At 39.4% G+C, this 16,452-nt stretch carries 11 protein-coding genes and 2 tRNA genes; 7 read left to right on the forward strand and 6 right to left on the reverse strand.

Annotated elements, in window-relative coordinates; genetic code table 11:
• Positions 1-118: 118 nt before the first annotated feature.
• Together M1E86_RS07090 and M1E86_RS07095 are read right to left on the reverse strand one after the other, a co-directional pair.
• Positions 119-194 (reverse strand) — tRNA-Asn (locus M1E86_RS07090).
• A gap of 135 nt (positions 195-329) precedes the next feature.
• Positions 330-833, reverse strand: a complete 504-nt coding sequence (locus M1E86_RS07095; RefSeq protein WP_213914095.1) for a YlaC family protein — start codon at positions 831-833, stop codon at positions 330-332.
• A gap of 478 nt (positions 834-1,311) precedes the next feature.
• Between M1E86_RS07095 and cspE the strand changes: the two genes are divergently transcribed.
• The 4 genes from cspE to mgtA all read left to right on the forward strand — a co-directional run bounded on the left by cspE (position 1,312) and on the right by mgtA (position 5,757).
• Positions 1,312-1,524, forward strand: coding sequence for a transcription antiterminator/RNA stability regulator CspE (gene cspE, locus M1E86_RS07100; RefSeq protein WP_004909801.1), 213 nt, complete (start codon positions 1,312-1,314; stop codon positions 1,522-1,524).
• Positions 1,525-1,626: 102 nt separating this feature from the next.
• Positions 1,627-1,818, forward strand: coding sequence for a protein DsrB (dsrB, locus tag M1E86_RS07105; protein ID WP_004255792.1), 192 nt, complete (start codon positions 1,627-1,629; stop codon positions 1,816-1,818).
• Positions 1,819-2,211: 393 nt separating this feature from the next.
• Complete coding sequence (locus M1E86_RS07110) at positions 2,212-2,910, forward strand: MgtC family protein (protein ID WP_042847948.1); 699 nt, start codon at positions 2,212-2,214, stop codon at positions 2,908-2,910.
• Between the two features lie 144 nt (positions 2,911-3,054).
• A complete protein-coding gene (gene mgtA, locus M1E86_RS07115) occupies positions 3,055-5,757 on the forward strand; it encodes a magnesium-translocating P-type ATPase (protein WP_426099323.1) in 2,703 nt (900 codons plus the stop codon).
• A 162-nt stretch (positions 5,758-5,919) separates the two neighbouring features.
• Here mgtA and M1E86_RS07120 read toward each other — a convergent pair whose 3' ends face one another.
• Positions 5,920-6,231 carry a DUF5339 domain-containing protein gene (locus M1E86_RS07120; RefSeq protein WP_125890783.1) on the reverse strand — a complete coding sequence of 104 codons (312 nt, stop codon included), beginning with the start codon at positions 6,229-6,231 and terminating at the stop codon, positions 5,920-5,922.
• Between the two features lie 1,057 nt (positions 6,232-7,288).
• Here M1E86_RS07120 and fliZ point away from each other — a divergent pair.
• Entirely contained in the window at positions 7,289-7,807 is a 519-nt protein-coding gene (gene fliZ / locus M1E86_RS07125; protein WP_125890784.1) for a flagella biosynthesis regulatory protein FliZ, read from the forward strand.
• Between the two features lie 169 nt (positions 7,808-7,976).
• Here fliZ and putA read toward each other — a convergent pair whose 3' ends face one another.
• A complete protein-coding gene (gene putA / locus M1E86_RS07130) occupies positions 7,977-11,960 on the reverse strand; it encodes a trifunctional transcriptional regulator/proline dehydrogenase/L-glutamate gamma-semialdehyde dehydrogenase (protein ID WP_426099324.1) in 3,984 nt (1,327 codons plus the stop codon).
• A 499-nt stretch (positions 11,961-12,459) separates the two neighbouring features.
• On the opposite strand from putA, the gene putP reads away from it, so the two are divergent.
• Positions 12,460-13,944: a sodium/proline symporter PutP gene (gene putP / locus M1E86_RS07135; RefSeq protein ID WP_125890786.1), complete on the forward strand. Its 1,485-nt coding sequence runs from the start codon at positions 12,460-12,462 to the stop codon at positions 13,942-13,944.
• Positions 13,945-14,013: 69 nt separating this feature from the next.
• Here putP and cycA read toward each other — a convergent pair whose 3' ends face one another.
• Positions 14,014-15,414 (reverse strand): D-serine/D-alanine/glycine transporter, encoded by a 1,401-nt coding sequence (gene cycA, locus M1E86_RS07140; protein ID WP_125890787.1) that lies wholly within the window; start codon positions 15,412-15,414, stop codon positions 14,014-14,016.
• 255 nt (positions 15,415-15,669) lie between these two features.
• On the opposite strand from cycA, the gene M1E86_RS07145 reads away from it, so the two are divergent.
• A tRNA-Lys gene (locus tag M1E86_RS07145) sits at positions 15,670-15,745 on the forward strand.
• A 354-nt stretch (positions 15,746-16,099) separates the two neighbouring features.
• Here the strand turns inward: M1E86_RS07145 and M1E86_RS07150 are convergent.
• A complete protein-coding gene (locus M1E86_RS07150; RefSeq protein ID WP_125890788.1) occupies positions 16,100-16,369 on the reverse strand; it encodes a hypothetical protein in 270 nt (89 codons plus the stop codon).
• Positions 16,370-16,452: the final 83 nt, after the last annotated feature.

Consider the following 16,452-nt stretch of genomic DNA (forward strand, 5'->3'; position numbering starts at 1 on the left):
TAATGCATGACATATGGATTAGGGAGGGGGATTATTCACAGTAGAGATGAATGATACATTAGTGAGAGATATATCAAGCAGATAGCAAAAAGCCCGCATTAAGCGGGCTTTTAAAATTTGGCTCCTCCAGCTGGACTTGAACCAGCGACATACGGATTAACAGTCCGCCGTTCTACCGACTGAACTATGGAGGAATTACTTGTTCCTGAGAACGAGGCGAATATTAACGATATCATCTCAGGCTGTCAATCATAAAAACAGAAAAAACATCTAACTGCTCACTCACTGCACATTATGATGAAGTTTTGCTCTAGTTAATTGATATTGAATTAATTTTGAGCCGCAAGTGCGCCTGGTAATTGCGTAGAAACTTCAGGATAAGCGACGTGATAGATGTCATAAAATGAAATCATCCCCTTTAAAGCAATTAAACGCGATATTTCTTGTTTGATAGCTGGGCTTACATCTTGTGAATCAATAATTTTGCTTATTGCGTTATCAGAAACGGGCTCAGTGACAAACCATTCTCCGTTATAACAGACACGTAAATCTAAGACGCCAATATCTTCAAAGTGATAAACAGGTTTGATGTCAAAAAGTAGTACACTTGCTAATACAATAAAAAGAATGGTGATACCTAGAGCCCAATAAGGGCCAAAATAAGGGGCATACCAAAGAATTATGGCCAGGGGGACATAAGCCGCAACCATGCCAATACATAAATAAGGGTGGTTGGCGAGAAATTGGCTATTAAAATAAGGTTTCCCATCACGGTTTTCGCGTTTATTGATGGTAGCCAAATCTTCAACGAGTATTTGTTTGATAATATCCATGTGTATAACTCTCTGTCAGATATCTATACTAGGAGGGTATCACGAGCAATTAAGATTGTTATATATCAGTTAAAAAAAATATTTACACAGATTGTCATTGTATCAGATAGTTCTCACTGACATTTGGTGGCGGCTGCTTTTTTAGATTAAAGTTTTCTTTAAACTATCAACTAAATGCAACGATTTTGTTAACGTTATAGTCGATAAAAGTGATGTAATCGAAAAAACGGCATATTTTTCAGGTTTGCTCGTATAAAATAGTTGCTATTATCTTTAAGTCATGAGTTAATGAGTGTCGGCCTGTTTAGCAGTCCTATTTGATGTATGATTACTGAGTTAGTGTGTTCTAAAGAAGAAAGTTATCACAGATAGCCTTTGACCGTGACGCTGCATCTTGGTGTTTCCCTGATTAAATAGTTGACTCTGGCCCGTATATGCCAAAAGGCAAGTTTTTTTGATGTTATATAGGAAAAGTCAAATGTCCGACAAAATGAAAGGTCAAGTTAAGTGGTTCAACGAGTCTAAAGGCTTCGGTTTCATCACTCCAGCTGATGGTAGCAAAGACGTTTTCGTCCACTTCTCTGCCATTCAGGGCAATGGTTTCAAAACTCTGGCTGAAGGTCAGCAAGTTGAATTCACCATTGAAAACGGTGCAAAAGGCCCAGCAGCTGCTAACGTAACTGCTATCTAAGCTAATTGCTTAACTGATTTTCTAAAGCCCGTCATTTTTAATGACGGGCTTTTTCGTATGCGTTACATTTATGGTTAATATATTTTGTTGGAAAAGAATGTTATGAATATTAATGACCGTGTTTATGTAAAAACAGACGGAGAAGAGCGTCGAGAAGGAACTATTTTACTTATTGAACCCTTCAATGAAGGGGTAATGTATTTAATTGCATTACCTGATTACCCTGAAGGTATTTGGTTCTTTAATGAAAAAGAAGGCGATGAAGGGATTTTTGTTACGCCAATTGAAAGATAAGTTCAATTTAATGGGCACTTTGTCCTTTACTTAATAATTTTCCCCACTTATACTCCTTCCATCTTTTATTTAGGAGATTATTACTTGGACAGTCAGAGTTGGAATAAAAACTTAATTTAATGGCAAGCCAGTAATCGTCTTTTCTTTTCACTGCTTGCCACAACGGCGGGCGGTGTCTGATGTTTCCTCATCATACTACTCCCTTATAATTGTATTTCACTAGATAGCGTATTATAGCTGTATTGAGTGTGTATTATGTTGGTCTATATTTATTCTCTATTTCCTCCTGGCAATAGCTAATGGTTTTTGAGTAATTATTTTACTCAAAATATGGCTATATGCTTTTTATTAAGCATATAAATCATTATCCAAGTTATTTTTGGAGGGATTATCATGCTTTTTTCCCCTGATATTTTAAATTTACTGTCTGCTATGTGTTTTGGTGCATTAATTGGTGCTGAGCGCCAATGGCGTCAACGAATGGCGGGATTGAGAACGAATGCACTGGTTGCAACTGGAGCGGCGGTATTTATTTTAAGTTCTGTAACGACATCGCCAGATAGCCCCGGGCGTATTGCTGCTCAAGTGGTGTCTGGAATTGGCTTCCTTGGGGCGGGTGTGATTATGCGTGAAGGCATGAATATCCGAGGGTTAAACACTGCGGCGACGCTTTGGTGTTCTGCAGGGATCGGTGTTTTATGTGGATTAGGGCAATACTCTTTGGCATTGATGGCGACATTATTAATTTTATGCGCCAATATTTTGTTAAGAGAAGCGGCTTCACGAATTAATAAACAACCTCAACAGCAAGCGCTCGATGTCGAACAACGTTATAAAATTCGTGTCATGTGCCATCAAACGGATGAAATCTTAGTAAGAACACTTATTTTACAAGCAATTAACGGATTGCATATTCGATTGCGATCGTTAAGCAGCGCAGACACATTGAAACCTGAACAGCTGGAAGTGTGTGCTGAGTTTCTTGCGACACCTGCCGAACAGAAAGAAATTGAAGCATTGGTATGCAGAATAAGCCTTGAGCAAAGTGTTAGTGCTATCAATTGGAAAGTGGCATCAGAGCTACCGGCCTGATGACTTTAAATTAACACACTATAGGAGCTGAAATGGACGACCACCCTCCGTCATGGAGATGTAAATTGGAGCTATCCTACTGATAATAATTTTATTTCAGTTGGATAGCGTAAAAATCACGAGTGTTGTATTCGAGACAACGTTATGACTGAAATAAGAGAACCGCGCAAAAGCGTCAAAGCAGCTGTTCGCCAAAAATTTATTGTTGGCGAACAAGCGAGTAAAAATATTGAGCAAGTGCTCAACGAATATCAAACAAATTTATTAGGCTTACCAGAGAATGAGGTGATGGATCGCTTAGTGACTGAAGGCGAAAATGAAGTTGCTCATGAAAAAGCCCCTCCAGCATGGAAACAATTGATCTCTTCCTTTAAAAATCCATTCATATTCGTACTGATTATATTAGCCATTGTGAGCTTTTTTACGGATTATGTTATTCCCAAACGTCAAGATGAAGAAACAGATTTAACCGGGGTGATTATTATCGTCACGATGGTTTTACTGAGTGGATTTTTACGTTTTTGGCAAGAGTATCGTACCAATAAAGCCGCAGAAGCCTTGAAATCTTTAGTTCGTACGACAGCGACTGTATTTCGTCGCGACAATAAAACGGGGCGCTCAGTTCGAAAAGAGGTACCGATTAAATGCTTAGTACCTGGGGATATAGTGTTGTTATCCGCAGGGGATATGGTTCCTGCTGATTTAAAGTTAGTCGAATCAAGAGATTTATTTATTAGCCAAGCGATTCTAACGGGGGAGTCCATACCAGTTGAAAAATATGACACATTGGGTGATGTTTCAGCTAAAAGTTTAGAACCTGTATCGCCAACAGAAAATGAGTTGTTAGAAATTTCAAATATCTGCTTAATGGGAACTAATGTTACCAGTGGTACAGCCCGTGGAATTGTAGTCGCAACAGGCGGAAAAACCTATTTAGGCTCACTGGCCAAATCGATTGTGGGAAGCCGTGCGCAAACATCGTTTGATCGTGGTGTGAATAGTGTCAGTTGGTTATTGATCCGTTTTATGTTGGTCATGGTACCAATTGTCTTACTTATCAATGGGTTTACTAAAGGAGATTGGTTCGAAGCGACATTATTCTCACTGGCTGTTGCTGTGGGGTTAACGCCCGAAATGTTACCGATGATTGTAAGCTCAAACTTAGCCAAAGGGGCAATCGCCATGTCGAAACACAAGGTGATTGTCAAAAGATTAAATGCGATACAAAACTTTGGTGCAATGGATGTGCTGTGTACGGATAAAACGGGAACTTTAACGCAAGATCGTATTATTTTAGAACATTATTTAGACAGTAATGGGCTGAAAAATAGTAAAATTTTGCAACTGGCTTGGCTAAATAGCTTCCATCAAAGTGGCGCTAAAAACATGATGGATCAGGCAATTATTCGCCGTGGTAGAGGTAACAGTGAAGTTGAGCAGCTAAAAGGATTTCAAAAAATTGATGAATTACCCTTTGATTTTATTCGACGCAAATTGTCAGTAACTGTGAGAACACCGGAGGGTGAAGCCCTACTTATTTGTAAGGGAGCGGCTGAGGAAATGTTAGCTGTTTGCCAAAGTTACCAACAAGATGGTGAACTTCATTTACTGGATGACCAAGCAAGAACAAAAATTACCGAGCTAGTGAGTGACTATAACAGACAGGGATTTCGTGTATTGTTACTCGCTACTCGTTATTTGAATAAAGCGGAAGCCAGCTTACCGCTTTCGGCTCAAGCTGAGCATCAGTTAGAATTGCAAGGCATTTTAACTTTTCTTGACCCCGCAAAAGAAAGTGCAATTTCAGCTATTGCTGCACTACGTGAAAACGGTGTGACGGTTAAGGTGTTGACGGGGGATAATGCGATTATTACTGAAAAAATTTGTCATGATGTTGGTTTAAATATCAGTGAAATCATGACCGGCTTAGAGGTTGAAGAACTGACAGACGAAGAGTTGAGCCAAAAAGTTGAACAGGTTTCCGTTTTCTGTAAATTAACACCCTTGCAAAAGTCCCGTATTTTAAAACGGTTACAAGCTAATGGACATACGGTTGGTTTTCTTGGTGATGGGATCAATGATGCGCCTGCGTTACGTGATGCTGATGTGGGAATTTCAGTTGATACAGGGACGGATATTGCTAAGGAGTCTGCGGATATTATCTTACTTGAAAAAGATTTGATGGTATTAGAGCAGGGGGTGATTAAAGGACGAGAGACATTCGGTAATATTATTAAATACTTAAATATGACCGCGAGCTCTAACTTCGGTAACGTATTTTCTGTATTAATTGCGAGTGCATTTATTCCCTTCCTACCGATGCTAGCTATTCATTTGCTCGTTCAAAACTTGCTGTATGATATTTCCCAGCTTGCATTGCCATGGGATAAAATGGACAAAGAGTTTTTAAAACGCCCCCGCAAGTGGGATGCAAAGAATATCGGCCGTTTTATGATTTGGATTGGGCCAACATCATCTATCTTTGATATTACGACTTTTGCACTAATGTGGTACGTGTTCCAAGCGAATAGTGTTGCTCATGAAGCGTTGTTCCAATCGGGTTGGTTTGTTGAAGGGTTACTTTCACAGACGCTAGTTGTTCATATGTTAAGAACACAAAAAATACCGTTTATACAAAGTACTGCCGCACTACCTGTTATGCTAACAACGGGGTTAATTATGGCTCTTGGACTATATATTCCATTTTCTTCATTTGGTGAAATGATAGGATTACAACCGTTACCAATAGAATATTTCCCATGGTTAGCGCTCACATTAGTAAGCTATTGTGTTGTCGCTCAGTTGATGAAGCAATTTTATATCAAACGTTTTGGAACTTGGTTATAAAATAGCGTTAAAGGGGGGGAGGTCCAATAACCTCTTATCTGTTTTGTTAGGTATCTAGTGTGGGTTATTTATTATTTACTGTAACTCATTAATATTCAAAAGATAAAAAGAGCCATAATGACAATGGCTCTTTTTGATTTTACAGAATAAAAAGAATAGGGCTTATTGCAGGCCTAAAGCAGTTTTCATCTGTTTCATTGCATCAATACCTTGTTGGCAAGCTTTATCTTGCTGATCTTTAGGTAGTGCAGCAACTTGTTTTTTACCTTCTTCCAACTGGCCTTTCATTGCATCTAACTGCGTTTTTGCTTGCGGATTTTCCGAAGCTTTAGCAATTAAGCTATCAACTTCAGCAAAGTAAGCATTACAAGTTTCAGTTGCACCAGCAACTTCGCCTTTTTTCTCTTCTTCTGAACAAGCAGTGATCGTCAGTGCCAATAACCCCATACCACAAGCTAAAATCAACTTTTTCATAATCAACCTTATTAAAATTATTTATATAGCGAATTGAGTATATAAGAGATGTTTTTAATATCAAACGTGACAAATCCTAAAATAATATTTTAGCTAATCGATTAAATTTCAATTTAATAGGGCTATCATGTTTTATTTTTAGATGTTTTCATTACATAATTTCATTTCTTTATATTAAAACCTTTTTTATCATGTGGTTATGATGCAGTCTTGACGACTCTACCTATATTTAGAGTGATTACTGGATAATGTAATCGAGGTTAGAGAGAAGACAGTTAAAGGCTAGCTTGTAGAATGAGGACAAGTGGAGTTACGGTTTCTTAATTTAATAAACATATTTTTTGGCAATAATTATGTTTCAACTATCACGGTAGAATTATATTTAATGCGTGAAATTACTTAAGCAAGCTACCTATATAAATTCTTTTAATATCGATATAACATTTTCTTATATTAAATTAAATCCATTACAAAAACGTTTATTTGTAACAAAATGTTTACGGTCGAATGATGCGTTTTCACTATGAAATATTTACAGAATTAATAGCTGTTCATTTAAGATGCAATTATAGATGTGAAAGGTGAGCTACTTCACAAATTTAAGAATAAAACCTTTGTATTAGTATAAGTTTGATTTTTAAATCAAATTTTCTTTGTACGCAGATGAAATTATCAGGTAAAGTCTTTGTTTTTAAGCGAACTAACATATCAATAGCGCTTAAGTAATAGTTAATGATAGGTGTACAGAGTTAACGACAACTCAGTTAATTTTGTTGACGCTAACCCAAATTCGTACCAAAATTGACTCATCATAGAAATTCGCCAAAGAGCGAAAGACGGGTTAGAATGCGTTTAATAAAGGGCAATAACTTTTCTTACTATACATTTATAGGGTGATTAGTTCTCCAAAGGTAAAGTAAGAATATATGATATGGCTTAGCTATATCGCGATGCAACATAGCAGATATTATATTAATGCTATGGGCATACAATGTATGTAGCCTGATTTATCTGGTTACACTTTTATATTTAGACTTACACACAGGGCTTTACCATTATGTCTGCTTCTATTGTAAAGAAACGGCCTCTGAGTCGTTACATCAAAGATTTTAAACACAGCCAAACTCATTGTGCACATTGTCACAAGACTCTTGATCGCATCTCTTTAGTTTTCAACGATGACATCTTAAATAAAGAAGCTATCGCTGATATGACTGAATTGGTTGATGAGGGCACTTGGGGGGAGCTACAAGATAAATTTACTGCACTTTGTCGTTTTTGTAGTGAAATTTATTGCAATAGTAATACTGATTATTTTGATATTATGTCATTTAAACAGTATTTATTCTTACAGACTGAGATGAGCCATAGCACAGTTCGTGAATATGTTGTTCGCTTACGCCGTTTAGATGAGCTGTTATCCTCATCTAATTTTTCTATGAAAGAATTTACTGCGAGTAAAGTTCAAGATGAATTAAGTGAGAAAATGACAGATTCTGCGTTCAGTAATTACAATATTGCATTACGTAAATATGAGCAGTATTTATTCTGGGAATCAGAAAAACGCAATAATTAGAATAACATATTGAAAATAAGCGTCGCTATTTTCATTGTTATTTTTAAGTAATGGTGTCCTTATGGGCACCTTTTATGTTTTTAGCGCTTAGATAAGTGTATTTTTAAACAAATCGATTGTGATGTATGGCCTGACCATCGTAAATAACGAGGTCAGGCCATTTTGTTTATTATCCAATAGTCATTAAGCTAGCATTACCGCCAGCTGCAGCAGTATTGATACTCAATGAACGTTCATGGAGTAAGCGTTCGGTCAGCAAGTTAGTTTCACCGCGTTCAAAGCCTTGTACTGAAATAATTGGCCCTTTACGTTGTGCAACCACTGCGCAAACCTCTTTTAGCTGATCGCTGTCACCATGATAAATAACCCCTTCGATTGGTTCTTTAGTTTCTATCCAATTTTTAGTGAGCGATATGGTTTTTCTCACTTTTTCAGGCAGTGATTTAAATAGCTTTTGATGGAGTTCGCTATCTGGCCATAACACCTGGCAACCTGCAGAAAGTACAGCGGTTAGCTGGGTTAAGCAATCTTGTTCATTATCGCTAAGGCATAAAATCAAACCACGCGGGCGCAAGGTATAGGTATTTCTTTCTCCTGTTGGGCCCGGTAATACACGGGTGGTTCCTGTTTGACTATGGCGTGTAAATAGTTCAATCGCTGAAGGCGAAATAATCGAGTTTTGTTTTTCAGACCATTGTGTCAGTGCTTCAAATGGCTCAAGTAAAACAGTTCTAGCACTGGCATCCATGGGGAAATGGCTATCTTGTCGTTCTAGGGTATTTGAAACTGCGTTATCTGGGCGTTCGCTTAATAAACGATAGAGGTATAATGGCCCACCTGCTTTAGGGCCAGTTCCAGATAAACCTTCACCACCAAAAGGTTGTACGCCAACAACTGCACCAACCATATTGCGGTTTACGTAAAGATTGCCAACTTTCGCTTTTGAAACGACTTGGTTGATAGTTTCATCGATACGAGTGTGAACACCCAGTGTCAGTCCATAACCGGCTGCATTAATTTGTTCAACAAGTGCTTCTAGCTCATCTCGTTTAAAACGTACAACGTGGAGAACAGGGCCAAAGATCTCTTTTTTCAGCTCACTAACATCATCAAGTTCTATTAATGTCGGCTTAACATAGGTTCCTTCTTGTTGCTCTTGCTGATCATCATGATTCTCAAATGCAGCTTGGAAGACTGATTTCCCTTTACTGCGCATTTTTTGAATATGTTGATCGATATTCTCTTTTGCTTCACGGTCAATCACAGGGCCTATATCGGTTGATAAATGCTCTGGGTTCCCCATACGGCACTCTTCCATTGCGCCTTTTAACATGCGAATAGTTCTATCTGCGACATCTTCTTGGATACATAAAATACGCAGGGCTGAACAACGCTGGCCCGCACTATCAAACGCAGACGCCACAACATCAGTAACAACCTGTTCTGTTAGCGCGGACGAATCAACGATCATGGCATTTAATCCGCCTGTTTCTGCAATCAGCGGGGTAGGCCGGCCTTGTGCATCTAAGCGCCCAGCAATATTACGTTGAAGTAACCCTGCGACTTCTGTTGACCCTGTAAACATGACCCCGCGAACACGAGCGTCGCCAACGAGTTGGGCGCCAATGGTTTCTCCTTTACCTGGTAAAAATTGCAGTACATCGCGTGGAATACCCGCTTGATGCAAAATAGATACCGCGATAGCGCCGATTAATGGTGTTTGTTCAGCGGGTTTCGCGAGTACGGTGTTACCTGCTGCGAGAGCCGCCGCAATTTGGCCTGAAAATATTGCTAACGGGAAGTTCCATGGACTAATACAGACCACAGGCCCTAAAGGACGGTGAGTGTTATTATCAAAATCATTTTTGACTTGGGTTGCATAGTAGTTAAGAAAATCTACCGCTTCCCTAACCTCTGCAATCGCATTGTTGTAAGTTTTACCCGCCTCACGCACTAAAATATCTAACAGCGGTTGTAGCTGCTGTTCCATGAGATCAGCCGCTCGTAATAAGATAGCCGCTCGCTCAGAAGGCGGGGTTGCGAACCAGATAGTACCTGCATCGTTAGCGGTATTTAATGCGTGCTCAGCTTCTTGCTCTGTAGTTTCACGAACGTAGCCGACAATATCTTTGTGGCAGGCAGGGTTAATAATTGGTGTAGCTTCAGGTAACGTTTGCGAAGCTTGGAAATCACCCCCTAACAGTGGTTCTGCGGTTTTTTGCTGCATAGCCGCGCTCAGAAGGGCACTTGATAACGAAGCCAATCGATGTTCGTTTGATAGGTCAAGCCCCATTGAATTCACACGTTCTTGGCCGTACAGATCACGTGGTAATGGAATTTTTGGGTGTGGTAAGCCAATTTGCCCTTCAGTTTTAGACAGTTCTAAAACATCTTTAACTGGGTCGACAACTAATTCATCGAGAGGAATAGTAGCATCAGCGATACGGTTTACAAATGAAGTATTTGCGCCATTTTCTAATAATCGACGCACCAAATAGGCTAATAAAGTTTCGTGTGTACCAACAGGTGCATAAATACGACAAGGGCGGTTTAGTTTGCCATCGGCAACTTTACCAACAACTTGCTCATAAAGTGGCTCACCCATTCCATGTAGACATTGGAACTCGTACTGGCCAGGGTAGTAGTTTTTACCTGCAATTTGGTAGATGGCAGAGAGGGTGTGTGCGTTGTGTGTTGCAAATTGCGGGTAAATTAAATTGGGAACCGACAAGAGTTTTCGTGCGCAGGCAATATAAGATACGTCAGTATACACTTTACGCGTATAAACTGGGTAACCTTCTAGCCCATCCATTTGAGCGCGCTTGATTTCACTGTCCCAATAAGCACCTTTTACCAAGCGGATCATTAAGCGGCGTTGGCTTCGTTCAGCTAAATTTATAATTGAATCAATCACAAATGGGCAGCGTTTTTGGTAGGCTTGGATAACAAAGCCTATCCCATTCCAACCCGCAAGCTGTGGTTCGAAGCAGAGTTTTTCTAGCAAATCTAAAGAGATTTCTAAGCGGTCGGCTTCTTCTGCGTCAATGTTAATCCCTACATCGTATTGATGTGCTTGTAATACAAGGGATAACAGGCGTGGGTAAAGCTCTTCCATCACGCGAGAGTATTGTGCACGGCTATAACGTGGATGCAATGCAGATAACTTGATTGAAATCCCCGGGCCTTCATAAATACCGCGGCCATTTGATGCTTTGCCAATAGCATGGATAGCCTGCTGGTAAGACACCATGTAATCTTGCGCATCTTTTTCCGTTAATGCGGCTTCCCCTAGCATATCGTAAGAATATCGGAAGCCTTTATCTTCGAGTTTGCGTGCGTTAGCGAGTGCTTGGGAGATTGTTTCGCCAGTGACGAATTGCTCTCCCATAAGGCGCATCGCCATATCAACACCTTTGCGCACGAGGGGCTCACCACTTTTACTAATGATGCGATTAAGTGAGGTTGATAGCTTTGCTTCATTATGTGTAGAAACTAATTTGCCCGTAAACAGCAATCCCCAAGTTGCGGCATTGACAAACATTGAGCTGCTTTGGCCAAGGTGTGATTGCCAATTCCCATTGCTAATTTTGTCACGGATAAGTGCATCTCGCGTTGCCTTATCAGGAATGCGCAATAAGGCCTCTGCGAGACACATTAGTGCGACACCTTCTTGAGATGAAAGTGAAAATTCTTGGAGTAGCCCTTGAACTAAGCCTGAACGGCCGATGCCATTTTTTTGATTACGTAGTTTTTCAGCGATTGAATACGCTAATTTATGAGCGGCTTCAGCTTGTTCTGTCGGGAGTTGTGCTTGTTGCAATAACATTGGGACAGCTTGTGTTTCAGGAATTCGATAGGCAGAAGTAATTGCAGAGCGTTTTACAGATTGTGGTAAAATGTGCTCTGCGAAATCTAAGAATGGTTGATAGTTAGATTCAACGGTGGTGTCTTCATCAGAAGTTTGATTTTCTTTTACATCGATACCTGGTGCGAGCTCTGGAAAGGCTTGGCCATTATCGAGTTGTTCTAGGTAATTATAAATAGCTTGTTTGATAAGCCAGTGTGATGTGCGGTCAAGACGCTGAGCGGCATTTTTAATGCGTTCCCGAGTTGCTTCATCAAGTCTCACACCCATAGTTGTAGTGCTACTCATCTTAATTCCTCTAGGTCACGAGTCATTTTAATCAAAAAGTTACACCACATTATCTTAATGTTGCAACTTTGTGCAACATTGTTACGTGTGGTTTCTGAAGGAAATGTGAAACATATCGAGTTTTTTAAGTTTTATTATTTTTAATTAAATTGATATTTATTAATTTATCATATTTTACATGTGGTTATGCTTATTTTGTTTCAGGGGCGTAGTTAAACGCTCGATTGTTAATTTAAGTTTAAATTTTAACATTTGTGATATGGATTCTATTTATGCAATAAAAAATAGTTAATTTCTTGTTAATTTAATACGAGTCTGTCTAGGATGGGATAGCTAAGATGTTAAATTAGTGCAACACAAATAATCACAACCTATTTTGGTGTTTGCGTAGATAAATTAAATATGTGCAATAAAGTGCAACACCATGAAGTTACAAGTTATCAGCGGAAACTTATAAAGATAACTCACAATTTTAAAGCTACTCAATGGAGAAAACAGGATGACTGTAAGCACTCCGATGATCATTATGTTCGTCGTATATATTACTGGCATGTTATTAATTGGCTATATGGCCTATCGCTCAACGAAAAACTTTGACGATTACATTTTAGGTGGGCGAAGTTTAGGTAGCGTCGTAACCGCATTGTCCGCTGGAGCCTCGGATATGAGCGGTTGGTTGCTCATGGGGTTACCGGGTGCGATTTTTTTAGCCGGGATTTCTGAAAGTTGGATTGCTATCGGTTTGAGTCTCGGGGCATACCTTAACTGGTTATTTGTCGCAGGGCGTTTACGTGTCCAAACAGAAAAAAATAATAATGCACTAACATTGCCTGATTATTTTACGAGCCGTTTTGAAGATAATAGTAAGATTTTACGTATTATTTCTGCTGTTGTTATTCTAGTTTTCTTTACGATTTATTGTGCGTCAGGTGTGGTCGCAGGTGGCTTATTATTTGAAAGCACATTTAACATGAGTTATGAAAAGGCAATGTGGTTAGGGGCACTCGCGACTATTGCTTATACTTTTTTAGGTGGCTTTTTAGCGGTGAGTTGGACTGATACAGTGCAAGCTTCATTAATGATCTTTGCATTGATCCTAACACCTATTGTTGTGATCCTTTCTTTAGGGGGAATAGATACCTCTATTGAAGTGGTTAAAGCTAAAAACCCCGAATATCTTGATATGTTTAAAGACATGAATATCATCGCAATTCTGTCATTATTAGGTTGGGGATTAGGCTATTTTGGGCAACCTCACATTTTAGCGCGTTTTATGGCTGCGGACTCTGCTCGTACTATTCGTTCTGCTCGACGTATTAGTATGACATGGATGGTGTTATGCCTAGGTGGAACGATTGCGGTTGGTTTTTTTGGAATCGCTTATTTTGAAAATAATCCGGCTTTAGCGGGAGCGGTCATGCAAAATAATGAGCGCATATTCATGGAGTTAACAGGTATTTTGTTTAATCCATGGGTCGCTGGCATTTTATTATCAGCCATATTAGCCGCAGTAATGAGTACGTTAAGTTGTCAATTATTAGTTTGTGCAAGTGCGTTAACGGAAGATTTATACAAGCCCTTTATCCGTAAGAGTGCAAGCCAAAAAGAGTTAGTGTGGGTAGGGCGCTTTATGGTGTTGTTGGTTGCTGCAATTGCCATTTATATTGCGCGTGATCCAAATAACAAAGTTTTGGCCTTAGTAAGTAATGCGTGGGCGGGTTTCGGTGCAGCATTTGGCCCTGTTGTTTTAATTTCTGTAATGTGGAAACGCATGACCCGTACGGGGGCACTTGCAGGAATGCTAGTTGGCGCGGTGACAGTGCTAGTTTGGATGAAATACAAATGGTTTGACTTGTACGAAATCATCCCCGGTTTCTTATTAGCAACAATCGCTATTGTTGTTGTGAGTTTAATGACTAAAGCACCAAGTGCAGCCGCTCAAGCTCGTTTTGATGAAGCTGAGGCCGAATATAAAGCTAGTTAACCTAGTGGGTTTATAAAATTTTAAAGGCCGAGTAACAGCATTGTTATTCGGCCTTTTTACGCGGAGTCATTAATGGTTTTTTCTACGCTTGGCGAATTGATAACCAATAAATAGTAAAATAAACCAGACGGGAGTTGCAATTAAGGCTTGTCTTGTGTCGTGCTGAAACGCCAATAACACGACCATAAAAGCGAAAAAGGCGAGGCTAAACCATGACATCACAATTCCAGCAGGCATTTTGTAATGAGATGCTTTGTGCATTTCAGGGCGTTTTTTACGGAAATTTAAGTAGCTATATAAAATCATGCTCCAAATAAACATAAAGAGAATAGCAGACACGGTGGTGACTAGCGTGAATGCATGCATGATATCAGGAATAAAATAGATTAGGACAATACCAAAACTGAGGCAGATACAGGTAAAAATTAACCCAGTAGCAGGTACTGCTTTTTTCGATAATTGGCTGAATTGTTTTGGTGCATCACCTTCTTTTGAAAGCCCAAATAGCATTCTGCTGGTGGAAAACACACCACTATTTGCAGAAGATGCCGCAGAAGTTAGCACCACAAAGTTAACAATACTTGCCGCTGCCGGTAGGCTTATCAAGACAAACATTTCTACAAATGGGCTTTTATCGGCCAATATGGTTCGCCAAGGAGTGACAGCCATGATGACTATTAAAGATAAGACATAAAATGCAATAATCCGGATAGGGATCGCGTTGATAGCTTTTGGCAACGATTTTTCTGGATCGCGTGTTTCTGCTGCTGCCGTACCCACCAATTCAATTCCCACAAACGCAAAAATAGCAATTTGGAAGCCAGCAAAGAAACCACTGATCCCCATCGGGAACATTCCTCCATCGCTCCAAATGTTACTTAAAGATGCAGTATGGCCAGTAGGGGATTGGAAATTCATGGCGATTAATGTGCCGCCTACAGCAATGAGAGCCACAATGGCAACAATTTTTATCATGGCGAACCAAAATTCGAGCTCACCAAAAAGCCTAACAGAAACGAGGTTAAGCGTTAATAGAGTGACAACGCAGATAAACGAGGTTACCCATTCAGGAAAATCAGGGAACCAAAAGCTCACATAGGCTGTAATGGCAATGATATCGGCAATACCGGTGATAACCCAGCAGAACCAGTATGTCCAACCGACAAAAAAGCCTGCCCATGGGCCGATAAGGTCAGAAGAAAAATCACTGAATGATTTGTAGTTCAGATTAGAAAGTAGCAGTTCACCCATTGCGCGCATCACGAAAAATAGCACAAAGCCAATTATCATATATACAAAGATAATCGATGGGCCTGCGAGTGAAATGGTTTTGCCAGAACCCATAAATAAGCCAGTGCCGATTGCGCCACCAATCGCAATAAGTTGTATATGGCGGTTACTAAGGCTACGTTTTAGCTGATTACGATCAGTATTGGGTTGTGTTGATAGTGAATTCGCATTTTCTTCCATACTAAAGATGTCCGTAATGGTTTGTGATAATTAGCCACAGTCTTTTTTTTAATTTTGTGGTTATGTTTGCGTGAAATATTGTGACACAAATCTCAATTAGAGTAAGGAAAAGTTATCTTGTTAGAAACGAAGTGATGTTTATTCAAACGATATTTTTCTTAAAATTTACATTAATAACTTAAAATTAACTTAGGTAATAAAAATAGCAGAATCATATTGACTGTAGCAATTGTTAGGCGTTAAATAATTTGTATCGGGTTGTTAGCTCAGTTGGCAGAGTAGGTGACTCTTAATCACTCGGTCGTGGGTTCGATCCCCACACAACCCACCAGGTTTTCAAAGAGTTATGTGTTAGTTGAGTTACTTATCCGTACTATTTGGGACGTGACCATTAAATACTGCATCAATTTGTTTAGCATGTTCGCTAAGTAATCTGGTACTAAGAATGCATATCGCAGAACCATCTCAATACTTCTCTAATCGCCCCTTTCTTGCATAGCTGATAGAGGCAAGGGAAATTCTAGAATAAATAAGGGCACATAGAAGTGAAAATGGCAAATCCACAGATAAGTGGCTATGTGTTGCAACAAGGAATGAGTATAAAGAAGAATACGAAGTTGGAATAAAAAGATACTCTAGTGGGTTTTTTATTGCCTGAGCTGTCGTTGCCCAGGCAATAAGTTACTTATTCTATTTCCTTATTCTGTTCATATAATTTAGCGCCCTTTGCTCGCAGTTCCCCATCGACAATTTCGATAGAATCAGCTTCTACGATAATCTTTCCCTGTGACCCTTTGTCTGATTGTGTTCCGTTTAACTTAATAGTGACTTCAGGGGCACTAATAACACCATCTTTTACCTGTACAGATTCTGATGAGGTTTGTATAGAGTTGGCCATAGCGAACGTAGATAGTGTGATTGAGATTACCGCTAAAGGTGCAATATATTTGCGCATAAAACACTCCATTGTGATGAATTCAATGGGATACTATCAAATGAATATTAAATGGGTTACAAGTTTTGTAAAGGTTCTGTTCA

Source organism: Providencia sp. PROV200 (assembly GCF_049901995.1).
Lineage (GTDB): Bacteria > Pseudomonadota > Gammaproteobacteria > Enterobacterales > Enterobacteriaceae > Providencia > Providencia rettgeri_E.

What these genes read in the sequence shown, in the direction of transcription:
- M1E86_RS07095 (WP_213914095.1), bottom strand. Translation starts at nt 833, where the DNA reads ATGGATATTATCAAACAAATACTCGTTGAAGATTTGGCTACCATCAAT.
- cspE (WP_004909801.1), top strand. Translation starts at nt 1,312, where the DNA reads ATGTCCGACAAAATGAAAGGTCAAGTTAAGTGGTTCAACGAGTCTAAA.
- dsrB (WP_004255792.1), top strand. Translation starts at nt 1,627, where the DNA reads ATGAATATTAATGACCGTGTTTATGTAAAAACAGACGGAGAAGAGCGT.
- M1E86_RS07110 (WP_042847948.1), top strand. Translation starts at nt 2,212, where the DNA reads ATGCTTTTTTCCCCTGATATTTTAAATTTACTGTCTGCTATGTGTTTT.
- mgtA (WP_426099323.1), top strand. Translation starts at nt 3,055, where the DNA reads ATGACTGAAATAAGAGAACCGCGCAAAAGCGTCAAAGCAGCTGTTCGC.
- M1E86_RS07120 (WP_125890783.1), bottom strand. Translation starts at nt 6,231, where the DNA reads ATGAAAAAGTTGATTTTAGCTTGTGGTATGGGGTTATTGGCACTGACG.
- fliZ (WP_125890784.1), top strand. Translation starts at nt 7,289, where the DNA reads ATGTCTGCTTCTATTGTAAAGAAACGGCCTCTGAGTCGTTACATCAAA.
- putA (WP_426099324.1), bottom strand. Translation starts at nt 11,960, where the DNA reads ATGAGTAGCACTACAACTATGGGTGTGAGACTTGATGAAGCAACTCGG.
- putP (WP_125890786.1), top strand. Translation starts at nt 12,460, where the DNA reads ATGACTGTAAGCACTCCGATGATCATTATGTTCGTCGTATATATTACT.
- cycA (WP_125890787.1), bottom strand. Translation starts at nt 15,414, where the DNA reads ATGGAAGAAAATGCGAATTCACTATCAACACAACCCAATACTGATCGT.
- M1E86_RS07150 (WP_125890788.1), bottom strand. Translation starts at nt 16,369, where the DNA reads ATGCGCAAATATATTGCACCTTTAGCGGTAATCTCAATCACACTATCT.